Annotated in this window: 8 protein-coding genes; 1 reads left to right on the top strand and 7 read right to left on the bottom strand. The window is 35.4% G+C overall.

The genetic code is table 11. From position 1 onward, the window contains the following. Position 1: 1 nt before the first annotated feature. Positions 2-6,331, bottom strand: a complete 6,330-nt coding sequence (locus ACKI30_RS02920) for a hypothetical protein (RefSeq protein ID WP_407409748.1) — start codon at positions 6,329-6,331, stop codon at positions 2-4. 298 nt (positions 6,332-6,629) lie between these two features. Here ACKI30_RS02920 and ACKI30_RS02915 point away from each other — a divergent pair, with 298 nt between their 5' ends. Next, the gene (locus ACKI30_RS02915) at positions 6,630-6,737 is read left to right on the top strand and encodes a DUF3800 domain-containing protein (protein ID WP_292738830.1); all 108 of its coding nucleotides are present in this window, start codon (positions 6,630-6,632) and stop codon (positions 6,735-6,737) included. Between the two features lie 472 nt (positions 6,738-7,209). On the opposite strand, the gene ACKI30_RS02910 is transcribed toward ACKI30_RS02915, so the two are convergent. The 6 genes from ACKI30_RS02910 to ACKI30_RS02885 all read right to left on the bottom strand — a co-directional run. Next, the gene (locus ACKI30_RS02910) at positions 7,210-8,400 is read right to left on the bottom strand and encodes an NAD(P)/FAD-dependent oxidoreductase (protein WP_407409746.1); all 1,191 of its coding nucleotides are present in this window, start codon (positions 8,398-8,400) and stop codon (positions 7,210-7,212) included. A 26-nt stretch (positions 8,401-8,426) separates the two neighbouring features. Next, positions 8,427-9,746 carry an aspartate--tRNA(Asn) ligase gene (gene aspS / locus ACKI30_RS02905; RefSeq protein ID WP_407409744.1) on the bottom strand — a complete coding sequence of 440 codons (1,320 nt, stop codon included), beginning with the start codon at positions 9,744-9,746 and terminating at the stop codon, positions 8,427-8,429. A 923-nt stretch (positions 9,747-10,669) separates the two neighbouring features. Beyond that, positions 10,670-11,209 carry a DapH/DapD/GlmU-related protein gene (locus tag ACKI30_RS02900; RefSeq protein ID WP_292738823.1) on the bottom strand — a complete coding sequence of 180 codons (540 nt, stop codon included), beginning with the start codon at positions 11,207-11,209 and terminating at the stop codon, positions 10,670-10,672. Beyond that, positions 11,210-12,484: a histidinol dehydrogenase gene (gene hisD / locus ACKI30_RS02895; protein WP_407409741.1), complete on the bottom strand. Its 1,275-nt coding sequence runs from the start codon at positions 12,482-12,484 to the stop codon at positions 11,210-11,212. It abuts the gene before it with no gap. A 7-nt stretch (positions 12,485-12,491) separates the two neighbouring features. Then, positions 12,492-14,141, bottom strand: coding sequence for a dihydroxy-acid dehydratase (ilvD, locus tag ACKI30_RS02890; protein WP_407409739.1), 1,650 nt, complete (start codon positions 14,139-14,141; stop codon positions 12,492-12,494). A 285-nt stretch (positions 14,142-14,426) separates the two neighbouring features. After that, a partial coding sequence (locus ACKI30_RS02885; RefSeq protein ID WP_407409737.1) for a CARDB domain-containing protein occupies positions 14,427-20,178 on the bottom strand: 5,752 nt, incomplete at its 5' end.

Genomic DNA, 20,178 nt, shown 5'->3' with positions numbered 1-20,178 from the left:
CTTATTTTACAGTAATTTTATTGTTTACAGTTAATCCGTTGTATGTTGTGGAAACTGTGTATTTTCCTTTTTTAAGTTTGATATTTAATGTTGCGATGCCTTTATTATTTGTTTTGATTTTGTAAGTCTTTTTATTGATTTTAAATGTGATTGTTACTTTTTTGGCTATTTTTCCGTTGTTTTTAAGTATTTTTACCTGATAGTTTAGTTTTTTATTGGCTTTTGCTGTTTTGTCTTTTGATATGATTGTTGTTTTGACTGTGACTGTATTGGTTTTCTTTTCTCCTGTTTTTGTATTTAAGGTTGTTATTGTATATTTTCCTGGTTTTAGGTTTATATTTAATGTGGCAACCCCATTTGCATTAGTTTTTACTGTGTAAGTTTTTCCGGAAATGGTAAATTTGACATTTGTATTTTTAAGTGCTTTTCCGTTTTTATCTTTGAATGTGACTTTGAACTTTTCTGAACCTTTGTAATATTTTGCAAGATTATTTGAAGCAATTGTGCTAACAAGTCTTAAAGCATATGTTTTATTTTCACCGGAAAGCGGATTAATTGCCATCACATTATATTTTCCTGCTTTTAAATTAACATTAAATACAGCAACACCATTAGTATTAGTTTTGATTTTATATCCTAGATTGTTTACTATGAAATAGACTTCAGTGCTTGACAGATTATTGCCTGAATTGTCCAAAAATGCAACTGGAAGATTTACACTACCATAATTGACTACATCCCCACCATAAAGTGTAGTTAAAACTGTAATATTGTTTTGAACTTGAACAAACTCATCAGGATAGTCTCCCTGATAGGTTGCAGTTATATTATAAACACCAGGGGCCAACGGTTCATCAAAGCAGGCAAAACCATTACTGTCTGTAAATCTTATATAAGTTTCATTGTTAATGTCAAATCTAATTGTTTTAAGAGATAATGGCATATTATTAGCATCAAATAAAGCAACATAATACTGTGTAGCATTATTAAATGATTTTATAATATTTCTTGAGTATAGATAACAGGTTGCACCTTTTACTGAAATGTAGTTGGTTACATGTGCTTTTGTAAGATTGTCTGTCCCATTGAACTTAGCTACTACCTTGTATGCCCCAGGAACAAACGGAACATTAAGATAAGCACAACCCATATCATCTGTAGTTGAATAATAAGTATTGCCTTTAACTGTAAATTCTATTTCCTGGCCGCTTAAAAATTCACCACCAAGTGTGGAGAGAATTACATGATAATTAGTAGAATTGTCACCGTTTATAACAGTGAAGTCATTTCCAAACAGAATGCTTTCAGTAACATTAACGATAGGTTTCACATAGACCTTGTTTGTATTGAAACTAGCCAGATAATTATCATTTCCATCGTAATAAGACTCAAAGACATATTCGCCATAAGTTAAGTTAACATTAAAGTTAGCAACACCAGTTTTATTAGTAAAAGCATTATACCTTCCAATGAGATTACCATCCGAATCTGTGATATTCAAAATTATTTCAGATGACATTATAGGTAGATCCATCAAATCAAACAATTTTACTTGATAATCAATTATTATGTCTTCACGTGCTTCAACTTCATTAGTATATATTTTTGTACTGGTTTTATTTTCATCAACGACTAATATCCTTGAGCTGCCATTAGACAATCCATAAAATTCATTGTTAAATGAATAAGTTATATTGTGATAACCTAATCCCAGATTAAGCAATACCTTTGCAATTCCTTTTTGATTTGTAGAAACTTCATATGTCTTACCACCCACGGTAATATTAACAATCAAATTAGGAAGTGAATTTCCATTTTTATCAACTAATTTAACTTCAAAATACTGTGGTTGGTTATAATTCATTATTAAATCAGAAGCCAAAAGATTTGTTGGCATTTTATAGACAATGATTGAATTAGACCCTTCGCCATGGATATCATAATATTCATTAGAATATTTATAAGTTATATTATATTCTCCAGGTTCAAGAGTTATTTGAAGCCTTGCTTTACCAAATGCATCAGATTCAACATTATAAGATTTTATCCAATCAGGAGAGCTTATTGAAACTTTTATAGTCCTTCCTTCAAGTGAATATGCATTCGTATCATTGAAATTAATTAGATAATATTTATTTTCACCATAATACTGAACAAAATCATCCCCACTAATGTATATGTTGTTTAAAACCATACCAGGATTAACTGTGATTTTGGAAGCTCCAACAGCTTGTCTGTACCAAGTGTTTCCACCATAATTTAAAACTGCCAAATAAATCCCTTCACCCATGTCAATTTTAAAGTTAGCCTCGCCATTGCCGTCAGTTATTGTATTATAAGTCCTCAACAGTCCGTCATCGTAAAGTTCAAGTGTGACATTTTCTCCTGTGACCTTTTTGCCATACATGTCAACTAGAACTGCAGTAAAAACTCCATTTTCTGGAATGAATGCATTGGCTTTTAAATCAAATGTCACCCTAATAGGTTGAATATCTAAAATCGCAGACGCCTTTGAAGGTCCATAAATCTCATCACCCATAAATCTTGCATTAATTGTATACACATCAGGCTCCAGATTAACGTTGATTGACCCTATACCATTATCATCAACAACAACAGTGAATTCTTTTGATTCGTTGCCATTGGAAATTGTTAAAACGACAGTTTCACCATGGATTAAAGTTCCATAAGCATCCTTAAAAGTAAATTCATAATCATTTCCTTTTCCATAAAATGTTGCGTTTAAAAGATTTATTGTAGTGTTAATAGGATTAATTCTAATAATTGATTCTGAAATGCTTTTTTCATACCATTCATTTCCATTGAAAATCCATTTCAACTTATATGTGCCTACATCAAATGACAACAATACATCTGCCCTTCCACGAACACCACTTTTAGCATTAGCAGTGCCAAGTAAATTATCATTAATGTCATAAATTTCTAAAGTTAAATCCTGATTTAAAATATATTTACCCGTACTATCCTGTAAAACAGCATAAAATTTATTGTTTTTACCATAATAAGTGTAATTGTAGGATATTAGCCTTGTGGATATTGATGAAATTTTAACATTTACTGTAGCATTAGTTTTGGCAAAATATCCATTGCCTCCGTAGAAGACATTGACTTTATAATCACCTATAGGAAAATCAATATTAAAACTTGTACTTCCTTTATCATCTGTGACTAGTGAAAATGTATCATATATAACATTATCCTTATAAATAACAATGTCTAAAAGTTGATTTGAAATTCTATGGCCATTAACATTGATTAAAGTAATGTCAAACGGATTATCCTTTCCATATAATGTCATGTTATTGATTAATATATCTGTAGAATCGTTATATACTGTTAGACTTAATTTCTGATTGTCAATTGTTGCATATACATTGAAATCAGAAGATGAATCTGTAAATACTTTTGAATAGGCAAAATTATCAATCAAGTAAGCATTTTCAGGATTTAACCTGCCAATGTCGGATGAAAACAATACCTCACGGGAAGGCAATGTAAAATTAAATCCTTTAATGTTTTTGTTGTTGTCTAAAAGATTATCCAAAGAAGCAATTATCGTTCCATTTTCATAGTTTAAATCCATTATTACCCAATCATCAAGAATCAATGTACCAATAAACACCTGAACCCTATTTTCCGGATGTTGATTTGAACCCCACCAATTGCTGGAAGCATTTAACACCCCTTTATAAACAAAAATATCATCTGCACCATAAGTTGCAGTATTGTTTATGAAAACACAATAATGAACCTCTTTTGGATTGGATAAAGCACCGCCATAAGCTGCGCTATTATTAATGAATGTTGAATAATAAACCTCATTTGCCCCTACAATTTTTTCTTCATAATCTTTTGACAAGAATGAATTTCCATAAAAATATGAATTGTTAATCAAATCACTTGTTATGAGGGCTTTTGGATATACATAGGAAGCCTTGGTTGAAAAATCTGCATCAGTCCTTTCTAGATATGGAGTTGCAGTATTGTTGATAAATTGGGAATTTGTAATTGTGTCCGCATAAAGAATATGCCCTATATTGTTTTTAAATATACATCCATCAATTACTGCTGATCCAGCATTAAAATATTCACTAGTACTACCCATAGCCAGTCCAATAACAACTTCCGGTAAATAATCCCAATTATTATCCATAAATGTCGAATTATAAATATAAGTATAAGGCTTATTAAGAGAATCCCATGGAATATTCCAAAACTTATATTCATTTTGAGAACTGGCTCTATAATAACCCATTACACCGACTACATTATCTTTAAAAGTTGTATTGACTATAGTTGTCTTATCGGATCTAGCCCAAATATAAAATTCAGACCAGGACTCCTTAATATGATTCTCATTGTAATCAATACCATAATATGAATTTTGAAGATAAATTGGTGTCCCATTACTGAATTTTGAATTGGCAATCTGAATTTCTTTTGAAAAACCTAATATTGCTCGACCTTTAATATTGTTAAATGAAACATTGTTAAGATTAATTAAATCATTATTTTTAGCAATTATAACTCCTACGGTTTCTATATCATGGAAAAAACAATTTTTAATGTTTAAAATACCTCCATTTACTGTGATTAAAGAATCATAATATTTTTCTTTAGTTGCAGTAGAAAAAGTAACATTTTCAATATTTAAAATACCTTTATCCTGAACTACAAAGATATCACGGGCATTAGGCCTTAACAATCGTGGATTGCCAATGCCCACAAAAGTCAGATTTTTAGAGATTTTAAGGTTTGCATTCCAACTTAAAGTATAATCTCCTTTTAGAATATATATAGTATTTCCACTTAATGCTTTTGAAACAGCCTTTGAAAGTGTTTTATATGGATAATCAATCGATCCATCATAAAAATAATCATTACCCTCATCATTAGAGACATAGATAGTATAATTAGTCAAACCATTCCCTACAGCTAATCTTAAAACCTGATTATCAATTGTAGCATAAATTAATGTATCTGGATTATTATCAATTAATTCAGTATATAAAGTACCATTCACCAAATATCCATTTTTTTTTGAAAAATGACCTGTTTCTGATTCAAATTTAACAAAACGTGTGTTGAATTTATACAAGTCATTTAAATATGCAACATATTCCCCATTTGTATATCTATTCAAATCAACTCTAAAAATCGAATCGTTTTCATTATCAAATGCCATCACAATCCAATAGTCCAAAATTATTTTAGAATCCTTATTTGAAATTGGAGTTACCTTATTACTACCCCACCAATTGTAGTTTAAAGTTGCAATAACATTATTAAACTTAAGAGTGGAAGTTAAAATAGTAGAATAACTTATATCTATATTAGATCCTGTAAATGAAACCCCATATTGAAAAACACAAGATGTAGCGGTGAAATTTGAATTAACTGAACCTATACTATAATCTATAGTTGAATTGTCAATTAAAATATTTGAATATTCTATTCTAGGACTATAACTTGTGAAATTCCTATCAATAAATGAATTATTAATTACAAAAGTTGAATTATAACATTTGAATAAATAAATTTCAGAGTTATCAATGAAATTTTGCTTTGAAATAGTAGAATTAGAAAATATTTCATCAACATGAGTATGGGTTACATTCATAGTATTATAATTTACAATAGAAGACAATAATCTTGAATTGTAAATACTGCAATATCCATTATTTTGAATAAACTCATTTTTAGGCCTTTTTTTAATTTCCTCTGCAATCCATAAAAATGCACCGGAAGGCAAATCGGCATAAATAACATCCCACAGAGTAGAAATCTCAGATGAAGAAACATTATCCACATATAAATAATTCTGATTTTTAATTACTCCATTGATTGTTGAAAAATTATTAAAAGCGCAATCGTTAATGTACAGCTCGCCCTCATTAACAATTGAGGATAATTGAGTTAAATCAGCGTAACCGTTTACAAACTTAATATTATTCAAAACAAGACTGGAACCATTGTTAACTTTAAAAATATTCTGTGAAACCTTTCCGTTTTGCCCGTCAACAGTAACGTCCCCCAAACCAGTTAGAGTAATGGATTTATTCACTATCTCATAGCCTGTGGAATTGTAAACACCGCTTTTGAGGTAAATATTCGAATTATCCGGAGCTTTTTCAATGGTATAGTTAAGTGTCTGGTACGGATTGTCGGCAGATCCGTCTCCAAGGCTATCGCTACCGTCGACACTTACATAGATATCCTCATTCAGGGATACTGTCTCATTTTCAGCGAATGCTACATTGACTGTCAGTATCATTAATAAAATAGCCAATATCAGAAATATTCTCTTCAACTTATGACCTCAACAATACTAATTGATATATATTATATTATACATGATATTTAAACTTTAAATTAAGTTGAATTTAAATCTATTAAACACGATTTCTGTTTTGAACTATCAAAATCAAAGACTTTAAAATGAAATTTTGTGGTTGCCAAAAATGCAATACCTTCGTTTTTCATCCAGCATATAAATATTGCAGTTATAAATGAAGTCAATTTTATAATATAAGGTCAATTTTAATTTAATTATTTATAATAAGATTACAGAAAGCTTTTTAAATAATATTGCGCATATATTTTATGCGATGAAATATGTCTATATTGATGAAAGTGGAGATTTAGGAAACAAGTATTCCAGTTCAAAATATATTGTTTTCGCAGGAATCATGGTTGACAATCCAAAAAAAACTTGATAATTTGATTAAAAACACTTACCGGAAACATAGAAAAATCAAGAAGATGAATAAGATTAAAGGCACCATTACACCTGATGATGTTATAATAGATATTTTAAATAGATTAAATAATATCAATTATCAAGCCTTCATCATTGTATTTGACAAACAAAACCTGCATAAATTTATAAAAACAATTGAAAATAAGTATTTAAAAATAATTTGTAAAGATTAAAGAACCCATAAAGCACCTAATTCGCCGCTCATCACGACAAGACTAAATGGGAATACTTTTATCTTTAAAATCTTACAAGATATTATATGTGATTATATCTTATTTAAAGATTATTTTTTTATATGTCTTTTTTCAATTATTCTCGATTTAAAAGATTGTAGCGTAATGATCTTAAAATTAAGGGTTAATTATTGTTCAACTTATTGAACAAGAGCATATGCTTATTAGAATAGTATGAAAATGTTTCGACCAAATTTATCTGGCTGCAGACAACCCCGCCAGATAACCGGTTGAAAAGGCAATCTTCAGGTTATATCCGCCGGTCGGACCATGAACATCCAAAACCTCACCTGCAAAATACAAATTAGGAATCAGTTTCGATTCCATGGTTTTGGGATTGACATTATTCAAATCAATGCCCCCAATAGTCACTTTAGCCAAATCCTTATTAAAGCCTGTAATCTCAAAGGAGAATCTCTTTAAGTTTTCAGCTAGCCTGTTTTTTGATTTCCTGTTTATTCTGGACAGCTGGGTTTCAGCATCGATGCCGCATTGGGCAAGGAAATATTCAATGAAGGAGTTTGTTAAAAATAGCTTCAGATAATTTTTTATCATTGTTTTTCCTTTAGTCTGAAAGTCCTTTGTGAACCTGTCAAGCAAGTCTTCACGGGCGAGCTCAGGACATAAGTCAATGGCGATTTCTGCGTCAATTTCCGGTTCATTTTCCAATAAGTTATAACTTATACCTTCTGAGATTTCATTACTCAGGTTGATTATGCCGGGACCTGTTAGGCCAACATGTGAAAACAGCACATTTCCCCGAACCTTTCTTTTCTTATAACTTATAACAACATCATAGAGCGTTACACCGGCAATACTGGACAAGTCCTTTTTAGTAATTAACGGACTTAGACCGTATTTAATGTCAGTCAATGGCTGTGAGGTCAAGGAATAGTTTTTGATGCCACATCCTGTTTGAGGATAGGTAATCCCTCCGGTTGCAATGATGATTTTTTCCGCCTTCAGCTTATCGTTTATAACAAAATCGTCAGTGATGCTTTTTACTTCAAAATTATAACATATACTTACATTTTCCAGCTTATCAGTTAAGCCTTCCAGGATATCACTGGACTTTCCGCTTTTTGGAAAGACACGGTTGTCCTCTTCGGTGATGAATTCCAACTCAAAAAGTGACAGTAAATCTTCATTTGTAAATGAGTAAAAAGAGTGTTTTAAAAAGTTTTTTTGAGGATAAATATTCAATAGCTTTTTTATTGGCTTCAGATTTGTAATGTTGCATCTGCCCCCGCCGGTCAGCAACAGCTTGCGACCAAGTGAGGAGTTCTTCTCAAGCAGTATCACCCTTGCAGAATTCCGGCTTGCAGCAATTGCAGCCATGATTCCTGCCGGACCTCCGCCAACAACAGCTATATCATATTCTTCCATATTATCTTAAAAAAAAAGAAAAGAGATTAAGGTGTTAATCTGTGTCTGTCTCTTGGGAAGAGAGCACATTCACGGATGTTTTCAGACCCGGTCATGACCATGGTCAGTCTTTCAGCACCTACACCCCAACCTGCGTGAGGAGGCATACCGTATTCGAATGCCTTGAGGTATGTTCCGAATCCTTCAGGGTTTAATCCTCTTTCCTGGATTTGTTTTACGAGCAAGTCATGCTGGTGTACACGGGTAGCACCGGAAGATAACTCTAAATTATTATACATCAAGTCGAATGCATGAGCGTATTTTTCATCGCCGTCAACAGGCATTACATAGAACGGCTTGATTGCTGAAGGCCATCTTGTAAGGAAGTAGAATCCTCCCATTTCATCACCTAAAGCTTTTTCTGCTTCACGGGACAGGTCTTCACCCCATGGCATTTCAACTCCGTGTGCATTTACGATGTCAACCGCTTCATCATAGGTTACGTGTGGGAATTTCTCTTCAGGAACTTCAAGTTCGTGACCTAGGATTTCAAGCTCGTCAGCGCATTTGTCGTTGATGTCTGTGATTACACGTACGAGCATGTCATTTAAAATTTGCATTACATCCTCATCGTCTGCAAAGGATGCTTCCGCATCGATGGAGACAGCTTCGTTCAAGTGTCTTAAGGTATCGTGCTCTTCAGCCCTGAAAATCTGGCCGATTTCAAATACCTTGTCCATTCCTCCAGCCATCATCATCTGTTTGTAAAGCTGTGGGGATTGGCCGAGGAAAGCTTCCCTGTCAAAGTATGCAATAGGGAACAGTTCTGTACCTCCTTCTGTAGCGGATGCCACTAGCTTAGGAGTGTTGATTTCATAAAATCCATTATCATAGAAGAAGTCTCTGATGGTATGGAACATCTGACCTTTAATCTTGAATATTGCTGAAACGTTTTCCTTTCTCATGTCGATGAACCTTGAGTCCAATCTTGTGTCGATTCCAGCTTTTACTTTTTCTGTTGGATCCATTGGTAAAGGTTGGTTAGCCAAGTTCAATACTTTAACTTCTTTTGGTAAAACTTCAACGCCGTTTGGAGCTTTTGGAGCTTCCTGTACGGTACCTTTAATAGCTACAACGGATTCTTTTCTGAATTCTCTTAATTCTTCCATTATTTTTTCGTCTACTTTTTTGCTTGGAGCTGTTATTTGAACCCTGCCAGTGACATCACGGATGATGACGAACATGATTCCTCCGAAATCACGGATTTCATGTACCCAACCCATTACAGTAATGTCATTGCCTGCAATTTCAGGATTGCATTGGTTAGCGTAGTTGGTTCTTCTCCAGTCTTTTAATAAACCTTGCAAATTATTCACCTCTAGGTTTGTAAAAATTAATGATAATGATAAATTTTCATTATGATTTTAGTTTGGTTTTAATGTTTAATAAACATATGTAAAATCAAAAAGAATTTTGAATGCCAGGAAAAATAATTCTAAAATAAGTGTTGTCTAAGTTTGTAGACCGAAACCTACAAACTACCACCAGATTAGACAACTGTTTTATACCTAATTTTTTTCTTTTGTAAAGAAAGTACTAGAATATGAAACAAATCATATTCAAAATAATATAGATTAAAATGATAAATAAATTTAACTACTCAAAGAGCAATGAATGAAAAATTCAAGGAAAAAAGAGTTAATTTAGTGTTGTCTAAGTTTATAGGTCGAAACCTATAAACTACCGCAAGATTAGACAACTGTTTAATCAATAGATTGCTTTCTATTAATGAAAGTGTGAATATGAACTAATCATATTCTTGTTGTACTATTAAATTACATAATATATAAAATTAACTAAAACCATATTTAATGTTTATTTTAAAAAAAAACAATGTTGAACCATTGAAAAATATAAAATAAGGCTGGGAAGAGTTACGCAAAACTTCCAGCTTGCGGACCTTGAAAAAATCACGAACCAACCTTACTAAATTCGACTGTCTAAGAAATTATAACTTTAACAACAGATTGATAAGTATAAATCTATTATTTCGGCTACAATTAATACCACTTTGAGCAATAACATTATATTGCTCATTATTCTTCACCCCCATTAATAGAGGACATAATAGAATTTTCATAACTGTTACATCCAATCTATCAATTAAGTTTTAATTTATCTATTAAGTCAAATTTTTGAGTATAATAATATTTAAAGTAGTTAGAAAGTGAATTTGTAAAAATAAAGTCAGTTTAAAAAATTGTTTTAAAAAAAGAAAATTGTAAGGAAATTAAAATTTTTCCTTATCCAAAGTTTTAACTACCTTCGCAGGAACGCCAACGGCAACCTCATAGTCGCCGACATCCTTTGTGACTATTGCTCCGGCACCCACAATTGCATATTCGCCTATGGTTACGCCCGGAAGAATTGAAACGCCCGCACCTATCCATGCTCCTTTCTTGATGTGGATCGGTTTGCAGAGAAGCACGTTTCTGTTGTACTCGTCGTGATTGTTGGAGAGCAGCTGAACGTTTGCTGCAAGCATCACATCATCCTCAATTGTTATTCCACCACGGGCCATTGCAAGGCAGTTGGAGTTGATGAAAACGTTATCGCCGACGACTAGCTTATCCAAAGCAGCTCCTGAAAGCGGTGCCATTATCCTTGAGTTTTCACCAAGGTTGTCCCCCATTAGTTCCTTTAATACTTCATCATATTCGGGAGTCATCGGCATTGTGTGGTTTAGCTTGAAGAGAAGCTGGCTTTGGCGGAATGATTCCTGAAGCTCCTCTTCTGTCATCTGGTCCATATCCACCCTTTCGAAATCCATTTAATCCCTCAATCTTGTCTTGAATGAGTTTGCATGTGCAAAAAATCCTTCATATTCCGCAATAGGAACTGAAGTCTTTGAGAGCTCCTTTAGACCTTCTTTGGTTATTCTTTGAACTGTAGGCTTTTTGATGAATGCCTCTGTTGAAAGTCCGGAATACATTTTTGCCCCGCCGCCTGTCGGAAGCACGTGGTTTGTTCCTGAACCGTAATCACCTGCAGCAACAGGTGAGTAAGCACCTAAAAATATTGAACCTGCGTTTTTGATGTGTGATAAGGTTTCATCATCATCCTTTGTGGATATGATTAAATGTTCGGGAGCATATTCATTTGTAACATGAATAGCTTCCTCGAATGTGTCAGTGATAATGATTTTTCCACTTTTTGACAATGACTCCTCAATGATTTCACGCCTTGGTGCCTCTGCAGTCAATTTGGCCACAAACTCATCGGTATCACTAGCTAACTTCTCATCGTCAGTCACCAAAAAGCATGATGCGTTTGGATCATGTTCAGCCTGTGCCAGGATATCAGTTGCCAAAAATTCAGGGTTTGCTGTAGAGTCAGCCAATATTAGAACTTCAGAAGGGCCTGCCGGAAACTCGATATCTACTTGACCATACACAAGTTTCTTTGCAGCGGTAACGAATATATTGCCCGGACCCACAATTTTTTCTACCCGAGGTATAGATTCTGTACCGTATGCAAGGCCCGCAATTGCCTGTGCACCGCCGACCTTGTAAATCTCATCGGCACCTGCAATATCCGCAGCAACAAGAATTGCATCCAGAATCTTGCCGTCCTTTTGTGGCGGAGTTACGCAGACCACCTTTTCAACTCCTGCAATCTTTGCAGGGATTACTGTCATGAGAATTGATGAAGGGTAAGCGGCACGGCCTCCAGGTATGTAACAGCCAGCTGAGTTTATTGGCCTTACTATTTGGCCAGCAACGATTCCAGGATTGACTTCCATTTCCCATTCTGACGGAATCTGTTTTTTATGGAATCTTTCAATGTTATCTGCAGCGCTTTTAAGTGCGGCTAGCAGTTCATCGTCAAGGGTCTCATAAGCCTCTTTGATTTCATCTTTGGATACTTTCAGATTTTCTATTGTAACGCCGTCGAACTTCTCAGTATATTCTCCAATAGCCGCATCGCCGTTGTCCTTAACATTGTTTAAAATGTCGGAAACTATGTCCAGCACCTTGTTTACATCCTCTTCTGACCTTTTGATGGTTTCGGCCAGATCGATTTCACTGTATTTGAGCATTTCCATCTTAACACTACCTTAAAATAGCACCTGTGTCTGCTGAGTGTACGAGTTTCTGATACAATGCAAGCCATCCGGAAACGTCACTTTCAGGGTGTTCGACCTCTTTCAGCCTTTCTTCGATTTCCTCATCTGACAGCTCAACGTTGATCAGCCTCTTGTTGATGTCAATCTCAATGATGTCACCGTTTTGAATGGCTGCAATCGGACCGTCTTCCATTGCTTCAGGTGAAACGTGACCTATGCATGGGCCACGGGTTCCTCCGGAGAATCTTCCGTCGGTAATAAGTCCGACATCCTTGATGTTCATTCCCGCAAGTGCTGATGTAGGGTTAAGCATCTCACGCATGCCCGGACCTCCTTTCGGACCTTCATATCTGATTACAACGATGTCTCCTTCCTCGATTTCATGGTCAAATATAGCTTTTGTGACATCCTCTTCAGAGTTATATACCTTTGCAGGTCCTTTAAGATGCATCAGATTATCTGCAACCGCACCCTTTTTGACTACACTGCCGTTAGGTGCAAGGTTTCCCTTAAGAATTGCAATGCCGCCGTCCTCATGAACGGGATTGTCAAGGGTGTGGATGACATCGGTGTTCCTGTTTTCCACGTCTTCAAGATTTTCCGCAATGGTTTTTCCGGTTACTGTAAGCTGGTCGGTGTCAATCTTATCGCCCAGTGTTTTTAAAACAGCCTGAATTCCTCCAGCCAAATGGAGATCCATCATTGAATCCTCTCCTGCAGGGGAGATGAGTGCAATGTGAGGCACTTTTCTTGATATCTCATCGAAAAGTTCCAAATCCACGTCAACACCTTCAACTTCACTTGCTATTGCAGGGATGTGAAGCGCTGTGTTTGATGAACCGCCCAATGCCATGTCCACTGCTATTGCATTGTTGAATGCTTCCTGGGTCATGATGTCTGAAGGCTTGATGTCCTTTTCAACAAGTTCAATGATCTGTTTTCCGGATTCAAATGCAATCTGGTTGTTTTCTTCAGTCCTTGCATGGGTGGTTGCGCATGTAGGAAGGGACAAACCGAATGTTTCTGTTATACATGCCATGGTGTTTGCTGTAAAGAGTCCTGAACAGCTTCCCGCACCCGGACATGCGCATCTTTCAAGCTCATAGACTTCCTCTTCAGTCATTCTTCCGGCGGAGTTTGCACCGACAGCTTCAAATACGGTAATCAAATCAGCAGGTTTTCCGTTGTATTCACCTGACTGCATAGGTCCGCCTGTAACGACGATTGACGGAACGTTTACGCGTGCTGCACCCATAATCATTCCCGGAACAACCTTGTCACAGCTTGGAATCAGTACAAGACCGTCAAATGCATGTCCTTTTGTCATTGACTCAACGGTTGCTGCGATGATTTCACGTGAAGGAAGGGAGTATTTCATACCTTCGTGGTTCATACTTATTCCGTCGCACACTGCCATTGTATCGAATTCGAAGGGGATACCTCCTGCGGCAATGATTCCCTCTTTGACGAATTCAACCAGTTCTTTCAAATGAATGTGTCCAGGTACAATGTCTGTAAAACTGTTTGCGATTCCGATGAAAGGCTTTTTAAAGTCATCGTCATCCAAACCGCAAGCCCTTAAAAGAGACCTGTGTGGAGCTCTTTGAATTCCTTTTTTAATACTATCACTTTTCATTTAATCACACATCTAATTTAATCATTGATATATTTCTCACTAATGTCTTTTATATTGTTTGAAAATTGGAAAAATAAGAAACTTGTATTAAGTGATGTAGATTGCGCAATTTGTTTTTGAAAAACAGTTTTGATAAATCAATATTATTGAAAATCAGTACGATTAAAATAACAGTTTAATAGAAAAAGTATTGAATTTTTATACATAACTTTCATTATATTGAAGTTAAATTTGAGCAAAAAATGAAAAAATATGGGAAAATAAAATTTTCCCATTTAAAAGTGTTTAACTTTTCCTTTTTAGTGAAATATCCACAATTGAAAGCAATGATATCAATATCAATGCAATCGGATTACCTGTAGCGTGCATTTCAGGATGAGCCGGAACGCCATTTTGAGGAGTGTCAGCCGGTGGTTCAGGTGCAATCACATCGATTTCACATGCATCAAAGTTATTGGAAAGGTCACTTTCATAGGTGTCGCATTCAACTGATGCTTCAACAGTGAATTTTCCTGATTTCAATGCTTGAGTATTGAGTATGAGTGTCACTTCTTCACCAGGAGCCAAGTCTCCAATGGTCCAAATTCCAGTATCCGGATCATAACTACCTTTAGATGGTTTAAAGCCCAAGAGTTTTAATGCATCAGGTATTGTGATATGTGCACGAGTGTTAACTGCAGTATCTGGTCCATGATTTACTACAGTAACTTTGAATTCAACCTTATCTCCGACAGTGACCTTATCGACATTTGGCACAACGGTTATTTCCAAATCAACTTCCGGCGGAACAGTGGTTGACTTGTTGCATTCGTTGTTTGTTTCATTAGGGTCGTAGGTATCGGAGGAAGTGTTTGCTAAATTAACAATGGTTGCGTTTGTAGTATCCACTACAGTTACAATGTTCAAGGTTGCAGATTCTCCGTTAGCCAAATCACCTACAGTCCAAATTCCAGTATTATGGTCATAAGCGCCGTTGGAATCATCTGAAACATAAACCAAGCCGGAAGGCAGTTTATCGGTTACAACCGTATTGACGGCTGTATCTCCACCATTGTTTTTGACAATGATGGTCCAGGTGATTTTGTCACCCTTGTGAGGAGCGTCATTGGAAACCACTTTAATAATTTCCAGGTCAGCCTCAGGGATGACATCAACAGAGCTGTTGTCATAATTATTACTTAAATTAGGATCGTAAGTGTCGGATTTAACGGAAACATCTTTAGTGATTGTAACGTTTGAAGCGTTTACTAAACTTCTGATTGTTAAAGTAACAGTTTCTCCAACAGGCAAGTCGCCAATGGTCCATACAGCACTCTCATTATCATAAGTACCGTTAGAATCATCGGAAACATAAATTAATCCGTCAGGCAAGATATCTTTCAAGATTGTATTAATTGCATCATCAGGTCCGTTATTTGTAACTGTTATAGTCCAGACAACTTCTTCACCATTGTGAGCTGAAGTGCCGTTTTCCTCAAAGTTATTTGTAATGTTAACTAGAAGGTCTGCTTCAGGAGGAATAACAACGGAACTGTTGTCCTTGTTATTGCTCATATCTGGGTCATAAGTATCGGAAGATACGTTGACGTCCCTGTTGACTGTTGTGTTAGTAGCGTTCGCTTTAGTAACAATAGTTAAAGTTACGGTTTCACCGACAGGCATATCGCCAATGGTCCAGACAGCACTTTCATTATCGTAAGTACCGTTAGGAGTGCTATGGCTTACATAAATAACGCCATCAGGTAAAACATCACTTAAAGTAGTGTTAACAGCATCATCCGGACCGTGATTAGTCACAGTAATAGTCCAGGTAATAGTATCGCCCTTGTGGCAGACATCACCAGACTCCTCGAAGTTATTAACGATGATAACTTCCAAGTCAGCTTCCGGAGGAATTTCAGTGCTGTTGGATGCATTATTGTTGGTTTCGTTAGGATCGTAAATGTCAGAAGTCACGTTTACAACGTTAGGAATTGTAACATTGGTGGTATCAACAGTAGTGTTAATAACTAAAACTAAAGACTTACCACTTGCGATTTCATCAACAGACCAAACTTTACCGTCAAATGAACCATCATCAACACTAATTACACCATTATAGATCAATCCAGCAGGAATAACATCACAAACGGTAACATTCACTGCAGCATCAGGACCGTTATTGGTTACAGTAATAGTCCAGGAAATGCTATCTCCTTTATGAGCTGAAGCGTTGGAAACGGTTTTATTGATAGTTAAATCTGCTTCAGGTGGAATTACAACGGAGCTGTTGTCATAATTGTTACTTAAGTTTGGATCATAAGTATCAGATGAAACTGACACATTTCTGTAAACTGTAGCATTAGTAGTGTTTGCTGTAGTGACAATAGTCAAAGTAACAGTTTCACCGACAGGCAACTCACCAATAGACCAAACAGCTTTCTCATTATCATAAGTACCGTTAGGAGTGCTATGGCTTACATAAACAACACCTTCAGGTAAAACATCTTTAAGAGTAGAGTTAACAGCCGCATCAGGTCCATGATTAGTTACGGTAATAGTCCAGGTAATTGTATCACCATTGTGGCAGACATCACCGGATTCCTCAAAGTTATTAACGATAATAACTTCCAAATCAGCCTCAGGAGGAACAACAGTGCTGTTAGAAGCATTGTTATTGGTCTCATTAGGGTCGTAAGTATCGGAAGTCACATTAACAACATTCGGAATTGTAGCGTTGGTGGTATCAACAGTAGTGTTAATAACTAAAACTAAAGACTTACCACTTGCGATTTCATCAACAGACCAAACTTTACCGTCAAATGAACCATCATCAACACTGATTACGCCATTGTAGATTAATCCAGCAGGAATAACATCACTAACAACAACATTCACAGCAGCATCAGGACCATTATTAGTAACAGTAATAGTCCAGGAAATACTATCTCCCTTATGAGCAGTAACATTAGAAACAGTCTTAATAATCTCTAAATCAGCTTCAGGAGGAATTTCAGTACTGTTGGATGCATTGTTATTGGTTTCATTAGGGTCGTAAATATCAGATGTAACGTTCACAACATTGGTAATGTTTACATTGGTTGTATTGATTTGAGTAACGAAAGTCAAAGTAGCATTCTTACCGCTTTCAATATCACCAGCATACCAAACACTGCCATCATAGACATCCTTGCCGAATTCAGTAACTAAAACCAAACCATCAGGAATAGTCTCATTAACTTTAACGTTAACAGCGGTATCAGGTCCATGATTAATAACAGTTATAATCCAAGTGATATTGTCCCCTTTATGAGCAGTAGCATTAGAAACTAATTTAATAATTTCTAAATCCACTTCAGGAGGAATATAAGTACTGTTGGATGCGTTATTGTTTGTTTCATTTGGATCATAAGTGTCAGAAGTCACATTAACAACATTGGTAATAGTTGCATTAGTAGTGTCCACAGTAGTGTTAATAACTAAAACTAAAGTCTTACCACTTGCGATTTCATCAACAGACCAAACTTTACCGTCAAATGAACCATCATCAACACTAATTACACCGTTATAGATCAATCCAGCAGGAATAACATCACTAACAACAACATTCACAGCAGCATCAGGACCATTATTAGTAACAGTAATAGTCCAGGAAATGCTATCCCCTTTATGAGCAGTCACATTAGAAACAGTCTTAATAATCTCTAAATCTGCTTCCGGAGGAATTTCAGTGCTGTTGGATGCATTGTTATTGGTTTCATTAGGGTCATAAATATCAGATGTAACGTTCACAACATTGGTAATGTTTACATTGGTTGTGCTGATTTGGGTAACAAAGGTCAAAGTAGCATTTTCACCGCTTGCGATATCACCAGCATACCAAACACTGCCATCATAGACATCCTTGCCGAATTCAGTAACTAAAACCAAACCATCAGGAATAGTCTCATTAACCCTTACATTTACAGCGGTATCAGGTCCATGATTAATAACAACAATAGTCCAGGTAATATTGTCCCCTTTATGGGCAGAAGCATTAGAAACTAATTTAATAATCTTCAAATCAGCTTCAGGAGGAACATAAGTACTGTTGGATGCATTATTGTTGGTTTCATTTGGATCATAAGTATCAGAAGTCACATTAACAACATTCGGAATAGTCACATTAGTAGTATCAACAGTAGTGTTAATAACTAAAACTAAAGTGTCACCACTTGCGATTTCATCAACAGCCCAAACTTCACCATCAAATGAACCATCATCAACACTAATTACTCCATTATAGATCAATCCAGCAGGAATAACATCATTAACAACAACATTCACAGCAGCATCAGGACCATTATTAGTAACAGTAATAGTCCAAGAAATACTGTCTCCCTTATGAGCAGAAACATTAGAAACAGTCTTAACAATTTCTAAGTCAGCTTCAGGATGAATAACAACAGAACTGTCGTCCTTGTTATTGCTTAAGTTAGGATCATAAGTATCAGATGAAACAGATACGTTTCTGTAAACAGTGTCATTAGTAGTGTTTGCTGTAGTAACAATAGTCAAAGTAACGGTTTCACCGACAGGAATATCGCCAATAGTCCATACAGCACTTTCATTATCGTAAGTACCGTTAGGAGTGCTATGGCTAACATAAATTACACCATCAGGTAAAACATCTTTAAGAGTAGAGTTAACAGCAGTGTCAGGACCGTGATTAGTCACAGTAATAGTCCAGGTGATTGTATCACCCTTATGACAGACATCACCTGATTCCTCAAAGTTATTTACAATGATAACTTCCAAATCAGCCTCAGGAGGAATAACAGTGCTGTTAGAAGCATTGTTATTAGTCTCATTAGGATCATAAGTATCAGGAGTCACATTAACAACATTCGGAATAGTCACATTAGTAGTATCAACAGTAGTGTTAATAACTAAAACTAAAGTTTCACCACTTGCGATTTCATCAACAGACCAAACTTCACCATCAAATGAACCATCATCAACACTGATAACACCATTATAGATCAATCCAGCAGGAATAACATCATTAACAACAACATTCACAGCAGCATCAGGACCATTATTAGTAACAGTAATAGTCCAGGAAATGCTATCCCCTTTATGAGCAGAAACATTAGAAACAGTCTTGATGATTTCTAAATCTGCTTCAGGAGGAACAACAGTTTGATTTGTGCCGTTATTGTTTGTTTCATTTGGATCGTAAGTATCAGAAGTCACAGTAACATTATTAACTATAGTAGTATTAGTCACATTGACCTCAGATTTAAGAACTAACTTGTAACTTTCACCGTTAGCGATTTTATCAATAGTCCAGACATTATTCTTAAAGAATCCTTCATAATCACCGTAAGGAACAACATTGATTAAACCTTCAGGAACAGCATCAGTAACAGTCACATTAAACGCATCATCAGGGCCATTGTTTTTAACAGTAATAGTCCAATAAACAACAGTACCCTTATGTACTTCTGGTTCAGATACAGTCTTATTAACTGTCAAATCAGCCTGAGGAACAATTTCAACAGTGTCATTGTCCTTATTATTAGTTTCATTAAGGTCGTAAGTTGAAGAATTAACTAAAGCAACATTAGTAACATTAACATTAGAAGCAACAACAGTAGTTTTAACAACTAATTTAACAACTTCACCATTAGTTAAATTACCAATAGTCCATTTAGAACCAACAAAAGAACCTTTAGAAACATCAACAACAGTAACACCAGATAACTCACCAGGAATAACATCATCAACAAAAGCATCAACCGCAGCATCAGGACCATTATTAGTAACCCTAATAGTCCAAGTCACAACATCACCAATATGAGCCATGCGAACGTCAACTACTTTAATTACGCTTAAATCAGCTTCAGGAGGAACCTCAACAGTATCATTGTCCTTATTATTAGTCTCATTAGAATCATAAGTTGAAGAATTAACTAAAGCAACATTAGTAACATTAACATTAGAAGCAACAACAGTAGTTTTAACAACTAAATAAACACTTTCACCATTAGTTAAATTACCAATAGTCCATTTAGAA

The organism is Methanobrevibacter sp., assembly GCF_045539575.1.
Lineage (GTDB): Archaea > Methanobacteriota > Methanobacteria > Methanobacteriales > Methanobacteriaceae > Methanocatella.
The sequence above is the reverse complement of the archived record's forward strand: the minus strand, read 5'-3'. Positions and strand labels throughout refer to the sequence as shown.

What these genes read in the sequence shown, in the direction of transcription:
- ACKI30_RS02900 (WP_292738823.1), bottom strand. Translation starts at nt 11,209, where the DNA reads ATGGATTTCGAAAGGGTGGATATGGACCAGATGACAGAAGAGGAGCTT.
- ilvD (WP_407409739.1), bottom strand. Translation starts at nt 14,141, where the DNA reads ATGAAAAGTGATAGTATTAAAAAAGGAATTCAAAGAGCTCCACACAGG.
- ACKI30_RS02915 (WP_292738830.1), top strand. Translation starts at nt 6,630, where the DNA reads ATGAAATATGTCTATATTGATGAAAGTGGAGATTTAGGAAACAAGTAT.
- hisD (WP_407409741.1), bottom strand. Translation starts at nt 12,484, where the DNA reads ATGGAAATGCTCAAATACAGTGAAATCGATCTGGCCGAAACCATCAAA.
- ACKI30_RS02910 (WP_407409746.1), bottom strand. Translation starts at nt 8,400, where the DNA reads ATGGAAGAATATGATATAGCTGTTGTTGGCGGAGGTCCGGCAGGAATC.